The sequence below is a fragment of the Corynebacterium gerontici genome (assembly GCF_003813985.1).
GTDB lineage: Bacteria > Actinomycetota > Actinomycetes > Mycobacteriales > Mycobacteriaceae > Corynebacterium > Corynebacterium gerontici.
Genome location: NZ_CP033897.1, coordinates 482,967 through 500,155 on the forward strand (window position 1 = coordinate 482,967; position 17,189 = coordinate 500,155).

A 17,189-nucleotide genomic window follows, 5' to 3' on the forward strand; every position below is an offset into this window, starting at 1 on the left:
GTTCCAGCTCCTCAGCGCTGAGCTGATCACCGGAATCAGTGCGCTTATACCGACACCACGACGGGGGAGCCGTCGACGTCCATCACGTCGACGGAAGCCTGGAAGAGCTGCCCGATGCACTCTGGGGTGAGCACTTCCTGCGGCTTGCCTGCGGCCACAATCTCGCCATCACACATGGCCAGCATGTGGTGGCAGTAGCGGGCTGCCAAGTTGATATCGTGCAGCACCATTAACACCGTGGTGCCTGCTTCGGCGTTTCTTTGCGCCACTGCCTCCATCAAGGCCACCTGGTGTGCTCGATCCAGATACGTTGTTGGCTCGTCGAGCACTAACACGTCGGTATCTTGGGCTAGGGCGCGAGCAAGCCAGACGCGCTGGCGTTGCCCGCCGGAAAGTTGGCTGATTGGTCGGTGGCGTAATGCGTGGACGTCGCAAAGCTTCATGGCTTCTTCCACAGCCTCCTGATCATTTGTGCGCCAACGGTGCAACCCCTTGCCGTGGGGGTGTCTGCCTGCGACGATGACGTCTTCGACGCTAAAGCCCTCTAAGGGTTCCGGTTTTTGAGAGAGCACCGAAATCAGCCGGCCGCGCTGCTTCGGCGTGAGTGCATCCAAGGCCATATCGCCACCATCAGCGTGAACTGCCACGGAGCCTGCCAGGGGCGCCATGATGCCGGTGAGGGTGCGCACCAGCGTAGATTTGCCACAACCATTCGGCCCGATCACGCCGGTGATAGCCCCTTTGGCAATGCGCACATCGAGGTCGGAGGATATGCTGACGCCCTGATAGCCCGTGGCAAGCCCGGTTGCGCGGATAGCTGGGGTGGGATCAGATGCCAGATCGCATGCAGGAACAGCATTTATTGGCGCCTCCTTGCGTTCCTGCCTGCGTGTGTCTTGCTTGGTTGTCTGCACCCCAGAACCAAGGTGAGGCACCAGCACCTTGCGCTTTGGGTGTTGAACAAACTTACAGTCCAGGCCAAAAACATCCTGATGGATCTCGCGGCTGAGCACCTCGCGCGCAGGCCCCGATGCCACGATCGCACCGTCGCGCATCACCACGATCGTGTCGGCGATCTTAAGGGCGGCATCCACATCATGCAGCACAACCACCACCCGGATGCCGCGCTGCGCGATGGCCGTTACCAGATCGAGTACTCGCTGCTCACCGCCGATATCTAGATAGCTCGTTGGCTCATCAAAGAACACAATCGGTGTGGTTTGCGCCAGCGTCATGGCAATCCAGGCGCGCTGCTGCTGCCCGCCAGAAAGCGCCTCCATCGGCTGGTGGGCAAGTGCACCGATGCCGCATTGCTCGATGGCTTCATCGACGGCTCGAACATCCTCATTCGAGTGCGGCTGGAAAAGCCCCTGGTAGGGGTAGCGACCTTTGCCAACAATATCGCGCACACTTAACCCATTGGTGTTGGAGCCGTGCTGGCCAAGGACTGCAATCATCCTCGCCACAGCCTTGGGCGACATCCGCGATAGCCGCTTGCCATCGACCACCACGCTGCCGTGCGTGGGCCGCATCAGCCGAGCCATCGTGCGCAGCAGCGTGGATTTCCCGCAACCATTCGGCCCGATCAGCGCGGTCACGCCCTCACCAATACGCAGATCAATCCCATCGATGATCGGATCGCCCTTTTTGGAATAGCGCACGCTCAGCCCCTCGGCCTGGATCATGCGTGAGCTTTTCGACGCTCCACCGACCCCAGCCGTGCCAGCACCGTGAGGAGCCGCTGTGTGTTCTGGTTGTGGTGGCTGGGTTGAAGGCTTGTCTGCCTGCAGCGTTGTTGTGTTGTGTGGATTGTTGGGAAACATCAGCGCCTTCTTTGGAAAAGAGTGAACACAATCAAGAAATAGGGCGCGCCGATAGCGGCGATGACTACGCTCACGGGGACGGGAACGGGCATGAAATGTGCGCCAACAACATCGGCGATGATGGTTAAAAGCCCACCTACGATGCCTGTGAGCAGCAACGAAAGCGCGGTAATTTGACCTACCATCAAGCGAACAATATGTGGCACCACCAGTGCCACGAAGCCGATCAGCCCGGCCACGCTCACGGCGATGGCAGCGAGCCAGCAGCCCACGCAGATCAGCACTAAGCGGGTGCGTTCAACGTGAATACCACTGGTGGCTGCAACATCTTCACCCAATGCAATAAGGCGCAAGGCGTTGATGCGAGCAAGCGCTATCGGCAGTGCCACCACCAGGCCTAGGGCGATGAGGCTGACGTCTGACCAACTTGCCCGCGATAGTGAACCGATGAGCAAATTATCGGCCCACACCACATCTTGGATGGGGAATCGGCGCACCATATAGGCCTCTGCTGCGCCTAGGAGCGTTTGCATACCAATGCCTACGAGTACTAGGCGGGCGGGATCTAAGTTGCCGCGCTTTGCCAAGAAGTACACCGCCATGGTGGTGGCTACGGCGCCGATAAAGACCACTACGGGCAAGAAGGCAATATTGTGCGTGATTAGAATCCAGATGAATCCCGCTGCGCCTGCACCCGAGGTCACACCGATGATATCGGGGGCAACCAGATCATTTCTTGTCACGCCCTGAAAGATTGCGCCTGACATAGCAAGCGCCATGCCCACCAAAAATCCCAGCAGCAGGCGCGGCAGGCGAAGCCGAAACACCACGAACTCGGTCTTGGCATCGGCTTGTGACCATAGGGCAGTGAGCACGTCTTTGGCCGCTAGGGGCACATCGCCAATGGTCATGGCGAATACCGCCACGGCAGCGCTCAGCCCCAGGGCAATGAGGATGAGCAGTGCCGTCGAGCCATGGAAACGAAAGCTCCACCACGAGGTGCTGTGCACGCGCCACGGGCTTTTGCCCAGCGGTGCGCCCGCTTTGGCCTGCGGTTTTGGGCGTTGCTTGGTTGTTGGAGTCATGACGCCACCTTCGAGGATTGGCGAGCAATAAGTATGAAAAATGGTGCACCGATCGCCCCCATAACGATGCTGGCCTCTAATTCGGCGGGAAATAATGCGAAGCGGCCGAGGATATCGGCGGCGGTGAGCATGGATGCGCCCACAAAGGCAGACAGCACGATGCCCCATTCCACCGATCCGCGCACCAGTGGGCGAACGAGGTGGGGAACTGCAAAGCCCACAAAACCTATGGGCCCACAAATAGCCACGCTGGCACCGGCCATGGCCACCACCACGATTGAGGCGATCAGCCTAGTGCGTGCGGTGTGTACGCCGGCGGCTGCTGCGATGTCTTCTCCAAGGGCGAGCATGCCAATGCTGCGAGACATCAATATGCAGATCACCATGCCAGCTATGGCAAGGCCGATGGCCAGAGGGAAGTCTTGCAAGCGACGCCCGCCCACGCCACCGATCATGATGTAGCGAACCGTTTCACGGGTGTGATCATCGCTGTAGACCATGATGGAGGTCCAGGTCGTCATCACCGTGCCGCCGATCATGCCGGCAAGCACCAAGCGCACCGGGGAGGATTGCCCGCGAGTACCTTGGCCAATAAAGATCACCAACAAACCCGCCAATACTGCACCGGCGATGGCCATGAGGGTGAACTGTTCGGGGCTATCGGCACCGAAGAAGAACACCGCAGCAGTGATGCCGAATCCGGCGCCAGAAGATACCCCAAGCACGAAGGGGTCGGCCAAAGGATTACGGGTCACCGCCTGCATCACTGCACCGGCAACACCGAGGGTGGCTCCCACCAGCATGGCGATGATGGTGCGCGGGATGCGCATATCGCTAATCACCGTGTGGTTATAGCCATTGGCATCAGCACTGGTGAGCGCTTGAATGATCTGCCGCGGCGGCACCGATACCGAACCCAAAGACACGCTAGCTACCGCCAACACGCAGGCCAATGCGGCCACCAAGACCAGTGCGGCCACACGGCTGATGGTGAAGCGCCCGGTCTTTGCTTGCGCGGCCGCGCCGGGGGTTGGGTCTTGAGCCTGCCCAGCCGGACCAGCTTGCCCAGCTTGCCCGGCCACCTCAGCCTGTCCGGCCTGTCCAGCCTGCTTTACCGCAGCCGTGGTGCTGCCAGTTCCTGCCGCGGATGTGCCGCGGGCCGTCATGAATTCAGCGAGCCGATGTGCTTGTTCAGATCATCCAGCATGGAGTTTGCTTCCATGACGGATTCACCGTTCCACACCGCATTGACAAAGAAGGTCTGGTTATTTTTCACCGCGTTGAGCTTGTTCCACAGCGGATGGTTCTTGACCTTCTCCACGTTGGCCAAGGTGGCCTTGTCTTGATCGTCTTGCTCGGAAGGGTCGTCGTGGACTTGCACCACAACGAACATGATGTCGGCGTCGGCTTCGTTCAGGCGCTCCGGCGAAAGCGGGAAGGCCTCAATGGATTCGCCATTGGTGGCTGCCTTGGTGGCGGCAAGATCGAGGTCTTGGTTCTTGGGGCGCTTGATGCCCACCTGATCGAGAACACCACCGGCGAAGGAGCTCTTGGTGTAGATGATCAGGTTGTCGTTGCGGATGCGCAGCACGGAGACGGTTTTGTCTTTGAGGTAGTCGCCGTGCTTTTCCTTGAATTCATCTACGCGATCTTGATAATCGCTGAGCAGTTCTTCGGCCTTGTCTTCTTTGTTCATCACTCGGCCAAAGAAGCGAAGTGTGTCGTCCCAGCGGTGCTTGCGCTCGTCGCCGGATTCGATCACCACGGTAGGTGCAATGGCTGCGAGGGTTTCACGATTGTCGTCGTCTCGTGGGGTAGATGCCACGATCACGTCCGGTTGTAGGGAAATAACCTTTTCGATATTCAGCTCGCGCTCATGAAGATCCGTCGCCTCATCTTCCTTGAGCTTTTTCACCACATCCGGGTAGGGATAGAGGTCGATTTCCATATTGGCAATGCCCACCGGGGTAATGCCCAGGGCCACCAGCGAGGTAATGCCCTTGGTGGAAACAAGACGTTGCGGCTGGTTCGGAATTTCAACGTCTCGTCCCACATCGTCGGTGAAGGTGCGGGTGCCGGAGGCGTTGTTGGAGGAGGCGTCGCTGCCTGAGCCTTGGGTGCCGGTGGTGTTAGCGCCCTTGCTGTCGTCTGAGCAGGCTGCGAGTACGGCGCCGCTCATACCGATGCCGAGCATTGCCAGGAAGGTGCGTCGGCTGACTGTCTTGTTGTGTTGTAACACAAGATCCCCTTTAAGTATTGATAGCATAACCTTTGTAAGGCAAGGGCAACCTTAGTAACGGGATTCATTCCTGACAAGCTCGTGGGTAATTTTATTCATCCCCCATTGCGCCCCCTTTCGTGCCAAAGATTTCAGCGCAGTATTCGGCACGATTTTCCAAGCACTCCGAGCATCTAAAACCCCAGGTGAAAGGGTTCAGTGCTGCTTTATAGCTTTTCGACGTCCACCGCTCCCTACCCCTCTGCCCGCGCGGGAGGGGAGTGGTGCTGCGAGGTTCGCTCGGAGGGGGCCAATGAAATGGGTGAGTTTTCCCGTCTGTGCTGCAGCGATGGCAGTTTTCTTGGAGCTAGTTAGCAAACAAAATTGTTGTGTGAAACTTGAAGCGGTCGAGGTGCATTGATGATTGACCAGTTCAGGCCGGCAGTGCTCAGAGTGCTGGCGGATGGTCAAGTTTGCAGTGTGAGTCAAATTTGCGCAGAAGCAGCTCAATACTTAAAGCTGAGCGAATCGGCTATGGCTGAGATCCTTTCCAGTGAGCAACTCCGCTACCGTAACCGCACGAATTGGGCATGTTCTTCGCTGTCCAAAGCTGGCCTGGTTAGCAAGCCTGAGCGCGGTTTGTATCAAATTGCTCAAGACGGCCGTACCGTTGATGCCCGAAACCTCACTTCCTATAGCGAGAAGGATCTGCTTGAGTGGCCACGCTGGCAGGAATATCAACAGGAGATCGCAGAACGGAAAGCAAGCGAGCACCTCGATTCAGTAACTGTTCCCGTAAATGCGGATTACGACCCGATCGAGCAGACAATCGAACTCGCCCGAATTCACAACGCCTCTACCGAAACTGAATTGCGCACCAAGCTGCAAGAGGGAACACCTACATTCTTTGAAAAAGCCGTCGTTGATCTGCTTTGGGCGATGGGTTATGGCGGACCGCACGGGGAGCGTGAGCACCTGGGTAAGTCTGGAGACGGAGGCATCGACGGAGTTATCCGGCAGGACGCGCTTGGGTTGAACAAGGTGTATGTCCAAGCAAAGCGGTACGCGGACGATAACCATGTGGGACGTCCAGCAATCCAGCAGTTCTACGGCTCGCTCTCGAGCCGTGGCGCAGACCGCGGAGTTTTCATTACCACCTCCCGTTATTCCGATGAGGCGAAACGTGCGGCCGAAGACTACAAGACTGTCATCCTGATTGACGGCATCCGGCTAACCAAGTTGATGCTTGAGTACAGGGTTGGTGTGCAACCGGTACAACACTTGACCTTGTTTGAGGTGGACGAAGACTATTTCGAATCTGAGCTCGACTAGGCGGTATTAGGCATATGGAGGCGATGAAAACGTAAAATCTGCCTCTGTTCGTCTTGCTATGGAACCATATGTAAATAGCTCGGCGGGAAGAACTCAGACTACTTTCCCTCACTGAGGTATGTGAACCTAACGGTATCTGCTATTACATTGGAAACATTCGATCCGTCGGAAGCTCAGGTCTCAAACTGTGTCAAAAACCAGGTTCCCCACTCGTCGCAAAGTTTAGGATGTTCAGGAAATGCCCGATATTAATTACCTAAGTCAATTAAGGGATGTAACAAATGAAGGTCACTTTAGCTTCGCTTCCAAGAAGGCCAAACAAGCGTTGAGCTTAAGCGAAAAGGCATTCGATGACCGGGATCTTTCGCTTGCGAGAGCCGCCGCGGAGAAAGCTCAATCCGCAGAAGACGAAAGCCTCAAGGAATTACACCATTCATTGCAAGAGGTCCACCCGTCGGCTGCAACGCATCTGATTTGGGGTGAACGGCATACGGAGCTACAGGAATTTAAGCCACCTAAGGGCATGCGTTATTTTTCTTGCTCACGCGGTGCGTGGATTCTTGGGGTGTTTGGTAAAGGTGCTGCTTTGGGGCAGATCGCAGCTTTAAAGTATTTCAACAAGTACGTAAGGTGGGCTGCCGCTCGTCTGATCAAGGTTGAAGTTTTCGATGTTGTTTCGATACTAGAAGATGAAAGGTCTAGTTCTCGAGAAATTAGTCAACTCGAACTCAGCAGGTTAACAGCCATTCAGACACGGATGCTTTGGATCGCCGATGAGATCACTATATCTGCGGGGGAGTGGGTCGATGAAAACCTTCCGCACTGTGCAGATTCCCTTGGGGCAGGAATCATGAAGATTGCAAAAGAAAATCGCCGTAGTGTGCGTGAAAGACTGATTCGAGCTGCAGAGCAGAAGTCGTGGAAGATTGAAGAGCCAATTAGCAAGATTCATTTGAGGGGTCTCCCGGAGGGCCTGATCTCTGAACTAACTGCTAAGCCGATGGTTCTTAATGAGGAAAATCTGAAAAATGCCCTGCTTGGTGACGGGCCTGCTATAACTCCGTTCGTTCGGATTCAGGAAGACACCTGGGTGCTCGGCTTTTCGGAGTGGCTTCAAAATTGTGATGATTCAATCATCAGGATTGTGATGAGAAAATCCCCTAGTCATCACAGTGGCAAGGTTTTCGAAGACATCACCGCAAAGTTGCTCTCAAAGTGGGGACCTACTGGCATGGATTGGAATTCCTCAATAGAGATATTTAAATCCGGGAGAGAAGGTGGGCGCGACGAAGTCGATATTTTCGCTGTGGCTGAAGACGCAGTGTTTTTAGGCGAGTGTAAGGCCAATAGGCTTTCGGAAAATAATTCAAGTGTCGGCGCTTCGTTTGAAACTGTCGTAAAAGAAAAGGCGGCTGACCAATTGGCGACTCGAGTGAGTCACTGGGGCAGTGGTTATAGGCCGAGGTTAGGACAAACTCACTACCCCGATGCTGTCCTTGGGTTTATTGTTGCATTTTCTAGCTATGGTGGGCTGCCGTGGCAGTCGGAGAGTTTGAAGCGGAATGTACAACAGCTGAGTTTCCCAGTGTTTCCTTTGCACTCCCTGATCATGGCTGTAAGCATTCTAGGTACCGCGCAACAGCTAAAACGCTATCTCGAATACCGGAGCGAATGGTTATTCAAGGGAATGCAAAACTTAGACGAACTTGAGTATCTGATGGGATTTCTCGGCGATTCTAACTCGCAAGCTGCTAAAACCCCGGAAGGCGCAGTGCCCTTCTACAGGCAGTATGACCTAAACGCTGAAGGGCGTTTTCTCGATCCGAAGGATTATGAGAACGCTTCTGATTGGAAAAAACAATGGTGGGAAGCGATTAAAGAGCATTGTGTCGCAGTTACTCCCTAAGGTTACTGAGTAGCGAGCGATGAGTGATGCCGAGGCGCCAGCAAGCAGGACAAGCTCAAACTGGCCAGCGAGGTATTTACTCCCATGACCGTTATAGCGAAGTTCTTCATGTAAGGTGCAAGTACCCGGCCAGCCTTGCAGTTTAACGGCGTGCGGGGCGGTTTATATCTGACTGTAGGTGCTGGAATGGCTGCCCACTGTCAAGGTTGAGCATCAGGTGATCGAGAGGGGCTCGCAATCAGGACCGGGGCAACGCTGGCGTCCCATCGGCACAGATCCCCTCTGAGCACGTGATTAGATTGGTTCAATTTCATTCTAGTCTATTGAGCCGTTCGTAGATTAGCGGAAGCAGGATGCGATCGACCTCTGCCTTGAGCCCTTGCAATTTCTTGTCCGCATACATGGTGTGTAACAGGGCTGATCAAATTCGGTCTGGTACTCATCGGCCACCAATAGCAATTGGTTCTCGCCCGTAGCGAAACGCTCAGGCAGCTCCGACTCAGGGAATTCGTTGAGCTGCTCCTTTGTAAACTCTGTGCCCTCATCTTCAACAACTCAGGAAAAGGTACCGAGCACGCCGAGATCGGTGTATTTCTCAGGCCCGATGTAGTCGCGGAAGGCAAAATATCAGCACACCGCGTGGAGGAGGGAGCCAGTAATCAGAATGGCGTTCGCATTGCCGCCAATTTTGTGGGCGCTGTTGGCTCGAAAGTGCTCGATCATGATCTCGGCCTTTTGCCACAAGCTGTACGGGCGCGGGCTAAAATGCTGGAAATTGGGCCGGAAGTGAATAATTGGGCAAGGATTGCCTGCGAGTCTCGGTAGGTTTCCTATTCATCCGCGAACCTCCGGCTAAAGTGACTTTGAGTGCTTGCTCTGTATTCCAAAGCAACTGTTGGCTATGGGATGCAAGTTAGAATCCGGATTGACGCAGGCTGATACGAGAACTGATCCGCCGCCGATACGGCGATGGCAGTTAGGAAGGCGACATGGAGTTCGAGGAGTTCTATGCCATGCACTTTAGCCCCTTGTGTCCAGGGGAAAACCGATATGAAGGCATGCGTAACTTGCCGGGCGTGGTCGTTAACTCTCGGTTGGCTTATACCCAGAAGAAGACTGGTGATGATTACGCCTTCACCAAGTCCACTCAGTTATCGATGACCAGCGGCACCAGATCTTTCGATTCCCAAAAGGTGAGTCACATTCTTGATGGTGAGTTTGATTCGGTGGAAGCGATTGACCGTTTATCTGAAAAGATCAAACAAACTTCATCTGCGACGATTGAACGCGATGGGTCTGGGATTGTGGAAGATCATGTGCGAACGGATCCTGCTGTTCTAGATGGACTTCAACAACCTAGGCAAGCAAATCTTCATTACCTTAGGCGAAGGCACCCACACGAGGGCAATCAAGTTCACGAACTCATGAAATGGAAACAAAGTCACCGAGATTGGCAACAGTTATCCAGCCCTGTACGGATGAGCGTGGACCAAGACTTGAAAGGTCAACAAAACGCGAGCCTGTCATATAGCCGCTATGGAAACTTCTCAGAGACAAGGGCTGGAAAAGGGTCTCCAAGAGGCAGCTAAAATTAGTCCTTCTACCATCGACAAACTCGCTAGAGACGAGGACGTTACGACAGCCCTCCTCACCAGCATCTGCAATGCCCTTGTCCGTCGGATCGGGGTTTTTGCGAAGTGACCGACAACATCCAGACCCTGTGAGCATTATCGAGGCACAACACGTGGCAAAGAAACAGACGAAAACGAAACCCCTGGAGCAAACCCTGTGGGAGGCTGCAGATAAACTGCGCGGTAATCAGGAGCCCAGCGAATATAAGCACGTGGTGTTGGGGTTAATATTCCTGAAATACGTCTCTGACCATTTTGAACAACGACAAGCGGAACTTACCGCTGAACTCGCAGCTGAGGGTTTCAAACCCCAGCAGATGGTCACGATCTTGGAAGATCGTGACGAATATACCGGCCACAACGTGTTCTGGGTTCCCGACGGAGCTCGGTGGAAGGACCTGCAGGCGGCCGCAAAACAGCCCAATATCGGACAGGTCATTGATAGTGCCATGCACTCCATCGAAGTCGAAAACCCGACGCTTCGTGGTGTTCTTCCCCGTAACTATGGGCGTGAAGGCCTCGATAAAAAGCGCTTGGGTGAGTTGGTTGATCTGATTGGCACTATTGGCTTCGCCGATCAAGATCACGGCTCAGATGATGTACTCGGGCGAGTGTACGAATACTTCCTGGGGCAGTTCGCCGGAAAAGAAACCGGTAAGGAGGGCGGTGCCTTCTATACTCCACGCTGTGTGGTCCAAACCCTGGTTGAGATGCTTCAACCCTATAAAGGCCGTGTCTACGATCCCTGTTGTGGTAGTGGCGGCATGTTTGTGCAGAGTGCCAAGTTTGTGACCGCCCATGGTGGTAGCCGCGACCAATTGTCGATCTATGGGCAGGAGTTCACGAATACCACCTGGAAACTAGCCAAAATGAATCTGGCTCTGCGCGGTATCGACGCGGACCTGGGTTCACACTCCGCGGACTCGTTCACCGAGGACCTTCACCCGGACCTGCGGGCAGATTTTGTTATAGCGAACCCGCCGTTCAATATCTCGGATTACTGGAGTGAAGCTCTAGCCGATGATCCGCGGTGGCAGTTCGGTACCCCTGCGTCTGGCAATGCCAACTACGCTTGGATTCAACATTTCCTCTACCACTTAGCGCCCGGTGGTACGGCTGGCTTCGTTTTAGCCAACGGGTCACTGTCTTCTAAGACAAATAATGAGGGCGTAATCCGCCAGAACCTCGTGGATGCGGGCCTGGTTGATTGCATCGTGACACTACCGGACAAACTATTCTTTAACACCGGTATTCCAGCGAGTCTCTGGTTCCTCTCCAAGCGTCCCAACCGTGCAGATGAGACGCTGTTTATTGACGCCAGACCGATGGGCACGATGGTCACCCGGGCACTACGCCAACTCACTGAAGACGACATCGCGAAGATCTCTGGCGCTTACAATGCTTGGAGGAATGGCGATGAGGAATACGAAGACGTCCCCGGCTTTTGCAAAGTGGCTACTCGCGAAGAGATTGCCGCCAACGACTATGTGCTCACTCCTGGGCGTTACGTAGGTATTGCTGAGCAAGAAGATGACGGTGAACCTGCCGAAGAGAAGATCAAACGCCTTACCGCGGAGCTGTTAGCTGAGTTTGAACGTGGGCGTGAGCTGGAAGATCAGATAAAAGGTGTACTGGGCGGGATCAAATGAAACTTAAAGATATTGGTATCACGCCTCCGCTCAACTGGCAGGAAAAATTAGTCGCTGAAGTGACTGTAAAAGTTGGTAGTGGTGCAACCCCACGGGGAGGAAAATCGGTCTATGTTGAAAAGGGAGTACCTTTTGTTAGGTCTCAGAATGTTCATGACCATTCATTCAAGGAAGACAATCTTGCGTTCATAGACGAAGATGCGTCTACGCAGTTAAGGTCTGTTGAGTTGCTGGAGAAAGACATTCTTTTAAATATCACTGGTGACTCAATCCTGCGGTGTTGTCTGCTCCCAGATAAGTTTATTGGTGGGAGAGTCAATCAACATGTTTCGATAGTTAGGCCGTCTGAAGCGGTTCTTCCTATTTTTCTTCAAAAGTGGCTGACATCTCCGGTGATGAAATCAATGATGCTAGCCCAAGCTTCGGGAGGGACTCGTAAGGCTATAACTAAACGGCAGATCCTCCAGTTACCTGTTGCTCTACCACCAATTGCAGAGCAGCGTAGAATTGCTGGGCTACTAGGCGCTCTCGACGACAAGATCGAGTCAGTATCTAAAATTTCGGTCATCCTACAAGACTTAGGCGATACAGTCTTTGGTTCCTTCGCTTGTCGGGAGATTAAGTTGTCGGAAGTCGCGGAAATAACCATGGGGGCATCACCACCGGGAACCTCTTATAACGACGATGGCGACGGAATGACTTTCTATCAAGGAATTCGCGACTTTGGTTTTAGATATCCCCAAAAGCGTGTTTACACAACAAGTCCCAAGAAGAAAGCTATCTCCGGGGATGCTCTGTTGTCTGTAAGAGCTCCTGTGGGAACTTTGAACTCAGCATTTGAAGATTGTTGCATTGGTAGAGGTCTCGCCGCCGTACGAAGTAAATACCCTTCCCTTATCTACTATTCGTTGCGAGCTTCACAACCAATTTGGGATAGCTTCCAGTCCGAGGGAACTATCTTCGGATCAATAAATCGGAGTCATCTTTCTTCTATACAAGTACCGTGGGTTGAAGAAACCGCCCTCGATTCCCTCGAATACAGACTCGGCCTAATCGACAACAATATTAAGAATTTGCAGGCTGAAAAACGTACACTTGAAGGTCTACGCGATACCCTACTGCCGGAACTCATGTCTGGACGTATGCGGGTGGAAGAAGCGAAAGGGCTGGTGATGGAGGTGCTAGATGGGGGAGGTCCAGAATGAGTAGGCAGATCGCAAAGACTAGCAGTGCCCAGTTCCTCCAGTTCGCCGCTGACAGTAGTGATGGTATCCAGGTTCGCTACGAGGAGGGCACACTCTGGCTTACCCAAAAGCAGATGGCCGGGCTGTTTGACGTCGACGTGCGTACCATCAACGAGCACCTCCTAAACATCTACGACACCGATGAACTTGTGACTCAGGCAACTATCCGGATTTTCCGGATAGTTCAAACCGAGGGATCCCGCCAGGTCTCGCGGGAGGTGAAACACTACAACCTAGACGCAATCATCGCCGTCGGCTTCCGGGTGAACTCTGCCCGCGCCACCGAGTTCCGACAATGGGCGATTAACGTCTTGCGTAGCTTCACGCTCCGCGGTTATGTCATCGACCGTCAGCGAATGGAATCCGGCCAGTACATCGGCGAGGACTACTTCGAGGAGCTCTTGCAGGAAGTTCGGGAGATTCGCCTCTCAGAGCGGCGCTTCTACCAAAAAGTTACTGACATTTACGCCACCGCTATCGACTACAACCAGGGTGCCCCCACCACTAAACAATTCTTTGCAACGGTACAAAATAAGATGCACTACGCCGTCCACGGGCATACCGCTGTCGAGCTTATCAAGGAACGTGCCGACGCAACCCAGCCGCACATGGGGCTCACCACCTGGAAGAATGCCCCTGACGGAAAAATCCTTCGGAGTGACGTCACCGTCGGAAAGAATTACCTCAACCAGGAGGAACTTACTGACTTATCGGGGCTCGTCTCTGCTTATCTTGATCTAGCCGAATCACGGGCCCGGCGTGGTATTCCCACCACCATGGAACAATGGGTAGCTTTTCTTGACGATGTACTCAAACTGGATTCCCGAGAACTACTCCATAATGCCGGTAAAATCAGCCAGAAAATAGCCCAAAGCCATGCGCTTGAACAGTTCGAACAATTCCGTATCGAACAAGATCGTGCCTACGTAAGCGATTTTGACCGATTCGCTACTGAAGCACTCCAAGCCGCGCAACGGGAGGAACAATGACCAGCGCAGTTTTAAACGAGTCGACCGTTGAACAGGCCGCTAAACACTGGTTCGCTGAGCTGGGTTACCGAACCGGCTACGCCCCCACTGATTACGAAGTCGGCCGCGGCCGCGAGAGCTACAGTGAAGTGATTCTCTGGAAACAGCTCCGAACAGCCGTGGAACGCTGCAATCCAGGTATAGCTCCTGCTACTGTTGACGCCGTTTTATCGCGGGTACGGCGAGCTGAATCTCAAGATCCAGTGCGAGAAAATCAACGCTTGCACATGCTCATGACCCAGGGGGTTCCGGTTGAAGTGCAAGGCAAAGATGGGCACACCAAAACCGAGTTGTTTTGGCTGATTGACTTTGCTCGCCCAGCTGTGAATGACTGGCTCGTACTTAACCAGTACACGATCGTAGAGAATGGGCATAGGCGCCGCCCCGATTTGCTGGTGTTCCTCAATGGCTTGCCTGTTGCATTGTTTGAGCTGAAAAACCCGGCAGATGAAAACGCCACACTAAAAGCTGCTTGGAACCAGGTACAGACCTACCGTAAGCAGATCCCCTCTGTGTTCACCCCGAACGCGGTTACTGTAATTTCTGATGGGATCAGTGCGGCCATGAGTTCCTTCACCGGCGGGTTTGAACACTTTGCCCCCTGGAAAACCATGGACGGGCGCGAGGTCATTACCAACCTTCCTGCCCTGGAAGTCCTCATCAAAGGTGTGTTTGAACCGGCGCGCTTCCTAGACCTGCTGGCTAACTTTGTAGTGTTTTCCACCGAATCAGTCACAGACAAGCGCACTGGACAGCGCAGCCAGGCGCTCATTAAACGTGTGGCGAAGTATCACCAGTATTGGGCGGTCAACGCCGCTGTAGCGTCTACAGTTCAGGCAGCCTCCCCGGAGGGGGATCAGCGTGGTGGGGTTGTGTGGCATACCCAGGGCTCGGGGAAGAGCTTCGAGATGGTGTTTTATGCGGCAAAGATCATGCGTGATCCTCGCATGGAGAACCCCACCTTGGTGTTTATCACCGACCGTAATGACCTAGACGATCAACTCTTCGGTGAGGTCTTCGCCCCGGCCCACATCCTGCCTGAAAACCCGGTGCAAGCTGAGAACCGCAAACATTTGCGCCAATTGCTCTCCCGGGCCTCCGGCGGGATCGTGTTTACCACGTTGCAGAAGTTTAAGCCTGGCGACGGCGATGACTATAACGCGGTTCTAACTGATCGGCGCAATGTTGTGGTTGTCGCTGATGAGGCCCACCGTAGCCAGTACGGGTTTAGTGAAACCCTAGATTCTCACGGCCGGTTGAAAGCTGGCCTAGCTAAACATCTGCGAGACGCCCTACCGGGCGCCACTTTCTTAGGATTCACCGGTACGCCTATTGAATCCAACGATCGCTCAACACGTGCCGTCTTTGGCGACTACGTCGACATCTATGATCTGACGCGGGCCGTCGAAGATGGAGCTACCGTCAAAATTTTCTACGAATCACGTCTCGCCAAGATCGCTTTGGACGAAGAGGAGCTCGACCTTCTGGACGATGCTATTACCGAGGCAGCTTCAGAAGCAGGGGTAGAGAATCCCGAAGATGCTAAAGGTAAATGGTCCAGACTGGAAGCATTGGTGGGAAGTGATCAGCGCCTAGACGTTATTGCCCAGGACTTCGTTTCCCACTGGGAAGCGCGTCGGGAGGCGATGCGTGGCAAAGCCATGATCGTGGCAATGAGCCGGCGTATCGCAGTGGAGTTATATAACCGGATAGTGGCTTTACGCCCCGAATGGCACTCCGATGATCCCGCCGGGGGCAAGATCAAGGTTGTTATGACCGGTTCAGCTTCTGACCCGCAAGAATTCCAACCCCATATTTACAGCAAGGATCAGCGCCGGGATCTGAAACTTAGGGCGAAAAATCCGGACGATGAGCTCGAGATCGTTATCGTGCGCGACATGTGGCTCACCGGTTTTGATGCGCCCTCTATGCACACCATGTATGTGGACAAGCCCATGCAAGGGGCGGGCCTGATGCAGGCTATAGCCCGGGTAAACCGGCGGTTCAAGGACAAGCCCGGCGGACTTATTGTTGACTACATCGGCCTGTTTGACTCCCTACAAAAAGCGCTAGGCACCTACTCGCCCAGCGATCGGGAGCAAGCCGGTGTGCCCATTGATGAGCTGATAGCTGTCATGCAAGAGAAACATGACATCATCTGTGGCCTGCTCCACCCCGTGGAGTACAACTCTTCATCCGCTCTTAGCTCTCCTCAGCGTCTCAGCCAATACGCACAAGTCATAGACTTCGTGCTTTCCGATGAGGAAATCACGAAGCGCTTCAATGATCAGGTGCTTGCGCTAGCAAAGGCCTATGCTCTTGTGGGGTCGCGACCCGAAGCTGAAGCGATCCGTGATGATGTGCGCCTGTTTACTGATGTTCGAGCAGCTATCCTCAAGGTTCTGAACCCTGATTCCGGAACCTCCACTCGTGGCCGTGGGGACTTGGACACAGTCCTGGGACAGCTGGTCAATGATGCACTAACAGCTGATCAGGTGATCGACGTCTATCAGGTCGCCGGTATGGATAGCCCAGAGTTGTCCTTGTTGTCCGAAGAGTTTCTTGACTCTATGGCTCACAGCCAGCAGCCCAACTTGCAGATTGGTCTGCTACGTCGCCTGCTTAACGATGAAGTTAAAACAATCAAGGCTAAGAACATCGTGCAAGGTCGCAAATTCTCTGAAATGCTTAGTGATGCAGTGACCCGCTATTCCAACCGGACACTGACTACCGCAGAAATCATCGCTGAGTTGGTCCGGCTCGCCAAAGAGATGCGCTCTAACAATGAACGTGCAGAGAAGCTCGGGCTCAGCGAAGTCGAGATTGCGTTGTACGACGCGATTATCCAAAACGACGCGGCAATTCTGGAACTAGGAGATGAGACACTTAAAACCATCGCTCATGAACTGGTGAGTACCATTCGCAAATCTGCCACCATCGACTGGAACGTCAAAGAAAGCGTTCGAGCAAAAATGCGCGCCAGCATCAAACGTCTCTTGCGCAAGTACGGATATCCGCCAGACAAGCAAGAATCAGCTGTAGAGCTCGTGATTGAGCAAGCTGAATTATTAGCGAAGTCAACGTATTAGAATAGGTGTATGAATGGCTGGGGAGCTTAAGCGCTAGACGTACGTTTATTTGCCCAAGTGCTGTGTGATGGTGGATACGTTCTCGGTTAAACCACCGCAGAATTCGAGGCCTTAAGCAGTGAATTCGTTGGATTCCCAGCCATGGAAACCTATGAACTTTTCGAAAGGCAGAGCGCTAACAAAA

11 protein-coding genes are annotated in these 17,189 nt (G+C 53.9%); 7 read left to right on the forward strand and 4 right to left on the reverse strand.

All coding sequences use genetic code 11. From position 1 onward, the window contains the following. Positions 1 to 44 precede the first annotated feature (44 nt). The 4 genes from CGERO_RS02290 to CGERO_RS02305 are packed head-to-tail and all read right to left on the reverse strand — an operon-like array spanning position 45 to position 5,147. A complete protein-coding gene (locus CGERO_RS02290) occupies positions 45 to 1,823 on the reverse strand; it encodes an ABC transporter ATP-binding protein (protein ID WP_123933283.1) in 1,779 nt (592 codons plus the stop codon). Further along, positions 1,823 to 2,908 carry a FecCD family ABC transporter permease gene (locus tag CGERO_RS02295; protein ID WP_123933284.1) on the reverse strand — a complete coding sequence of 362 codons (1,086 nt, stop codon included), beginning with the start codon at positions 2,906 to 2,908 and terminating at the stop codon, positions 1,823 to 1,825. The genes CGERO_RS02290 and CGERO_RS02295 overlap by 1 nt, the downstream gene beginning before the upstream one ends. Further along, the gene (locus tag CGERO_RS02300; RefSeq protein ID WP_123933285.1) at positions 2,905 to 4,074 is read right to left on the reverse strand and encodes a FecCD family ABC transporter permease; all 1,170 of its coding nucleotides are present in this window, start codon (positions 4,072 to 4,074) and stop codon (positions 2,905 to 2,907) included. Before CGERO_RS02300 ends, CGERO_RS02295 begins: the two co-directional genes overlap by 4 nt. Continuing rightward, positions 4,071 to 5,147 carry an ABC transporter substrate-binding protein gene (locus CGERO_RS02305; RefSeq protein WP_123933286.1) on the reverse strand — a complete coding sequence of 359 codons (1,077 nt, stop codon included), beginning with the start codon at positions 5,145 to 5,147 and terminating at the stop codon, positions 4,071 to 4,073. The genes CGERO_RS02300 and CGERO_RS02305 overlap by 4 nt, the downstream gene beginning before the upstream one ends. Before the next feature lie 399 nt (positions 5,148 to 5,546). Here CGERO_RS02305 and CGERO_RS02310 point away from each other — a divergent pair, with 399 nt between their 5' ends. The 7 genes from CGERO_RS02310 (at position 5,547) to CGERO_RS02345 (ending at position 17,005) form a co-directional block, all read left to right on the forward strand. Continuing rightward, positions 5,547 to 6,458 (forward strand): restriction endonuclease, encoded by a 912-nt coding sequence (locus CGERO_RS02310; protein ID WP_123933287.1) that lies wholly within the window; start codon positions 5,547 to 5,549, stop codon positions 6,456 to 6,458. Between the two features lie 238 nt (positions 6,459 to 6,696). Then, positions 6,697 to 8,364, forward strand: coding sequence for a hypothetical protein (locus CGERO_RS02315; protein ID WP_123933288.1), 1,668 nt, complete (start codon positions 6,697 to 6,699; stop codon positions 8,362 to 8,364). Positions 8,365 to 9,353: 989 nt separating this feature from the next. Next, entirely contained in the window at positions 9,354 to 9,953 is a 600-nt protein-coding gene (locus CGERO_RS10660) for a hypothetical protein (protein ID WP_164470234.1), read from the forward strand. A gap of 155 nt (positions 9,954 to 10,108) precedes the next feature. Continuing rightward, the gene (locus tag CGERO_RS02330) at positions 10,109 to 11,644 is read left to right on the forward strand and encodes a class I SAM-dependent DNA methyltransferase (RefSeq protein ID WP_245998864.1); all 1,536 of its coding nucleotides are present in this window, start codon (positions 10,109 to 10,111) and stop codon (positions 11,642 to 11,644) included. Continuing rightward, positions 11,641 to 12,849, forward strand: coding sequence for a restriction endonuclease subunit S (locus CGERO_RS02335; protein ID WP_123933289.1), 1,209 nt, complete (start codon positions 11,641 to 11,643; stop codon positions 12,847 to 12,849). The genes CGERO_RS02330 and CGERO_RS02335 overlap by 4 nt, the downstream gene beginning before the upstream one ends. Next, complete coding sequence (locus tag CGERO_RS02340) at positions 12,846 to 13,877, forward strand: virulence RhuM family protein (protein ID WP_123933290.1); 1,032 nt, start codon at positions 12,846 to 12,848, stop codon at positions 13,875 to 13,877. Before CGERO_RS02335 ends, CGERO_RS02340 begins: the two co-directional genes overlap by 4 nt. After that, on the forward strand, positions 13,874 to 17,005 hold the full coding sequence (locus CGERO_RS02345; RefSeq protein WP_123933291.1) for a type I restriction endonuclease subunit R: 3,132 nt from the start codon (positions 13,874 to 13,876) through the stop codon (positions 17,003 to 17,005). Before CGERO_RS02340 ends, CGERO_RS02345 begins: the two co-directional genes overlap by 4 nt. Positions 17,006 to 17,189: the final 184 nt, after the last annotated feature.

Coding starts and splice junctions, on each gene's coding strand:
- CGERO_RS10660 (WP_164470234.1), top strand. CDS start 9,354: ATGGAGTTCGAGGAGTTCTATGCCATGCACTTTAGCCCCTTGTGTCCA.
- CGERO_RS02335 (WP_123933289.1), top strand. CDS start 11,641: ATGAAACTTAAAGATATTGGTATCACGCCTCCGCTCAACTGGCAGGAA.
- CGERO_RS02310 (WP_123933287.1), top strand. CDS start 5,547: ATGATTGACCAGTTCAGGCCGGCAGTGCTCAGAGTGCTGGCGGATGGT.
- CGERO_RS02300 (WP_123933285.1), bottom strand. CDS start 4,074: ATGACGGCCCGCGGCACATCCGCGGCAGGAACTGGCAGCACCACGGCT.
- CGERO_RS02345 (WP_123933291.1), top strand. CDS start 13,874: ATGACCAGCGCAGTTTTAAACGAGTCGACCGTTGAACAGGCCGCTAAA.
- CGERO_RS02315 (WP_123933288.1), top strand. CDS start 6,697: ATGCCCGATATTAATTACCTAAGTCAATTAAGGGATGTAACAAATGAA.
- CGERO_RS02295 (WP_123933284.1), bottom strand. CDS start 2,908: ATGACTCCAACAACCAAGCAACGCCCAAAACCGCAGGCCAAAGCGGGC.
- CGERO_RS02340 (WP_123933290.1), top strand. CDS start 12,846: ATGAGTAGGCAGATCGCAAAGACTAGCAGTGCCCAGTTCCTCCAGTTC.
- CGERO_RS02290 (WP_123933283.1), bottom strand. CDS start 1,823: ATGTTTCCCAACAATCCACACAACACAACAACGCTGCAGGCAGACAAG.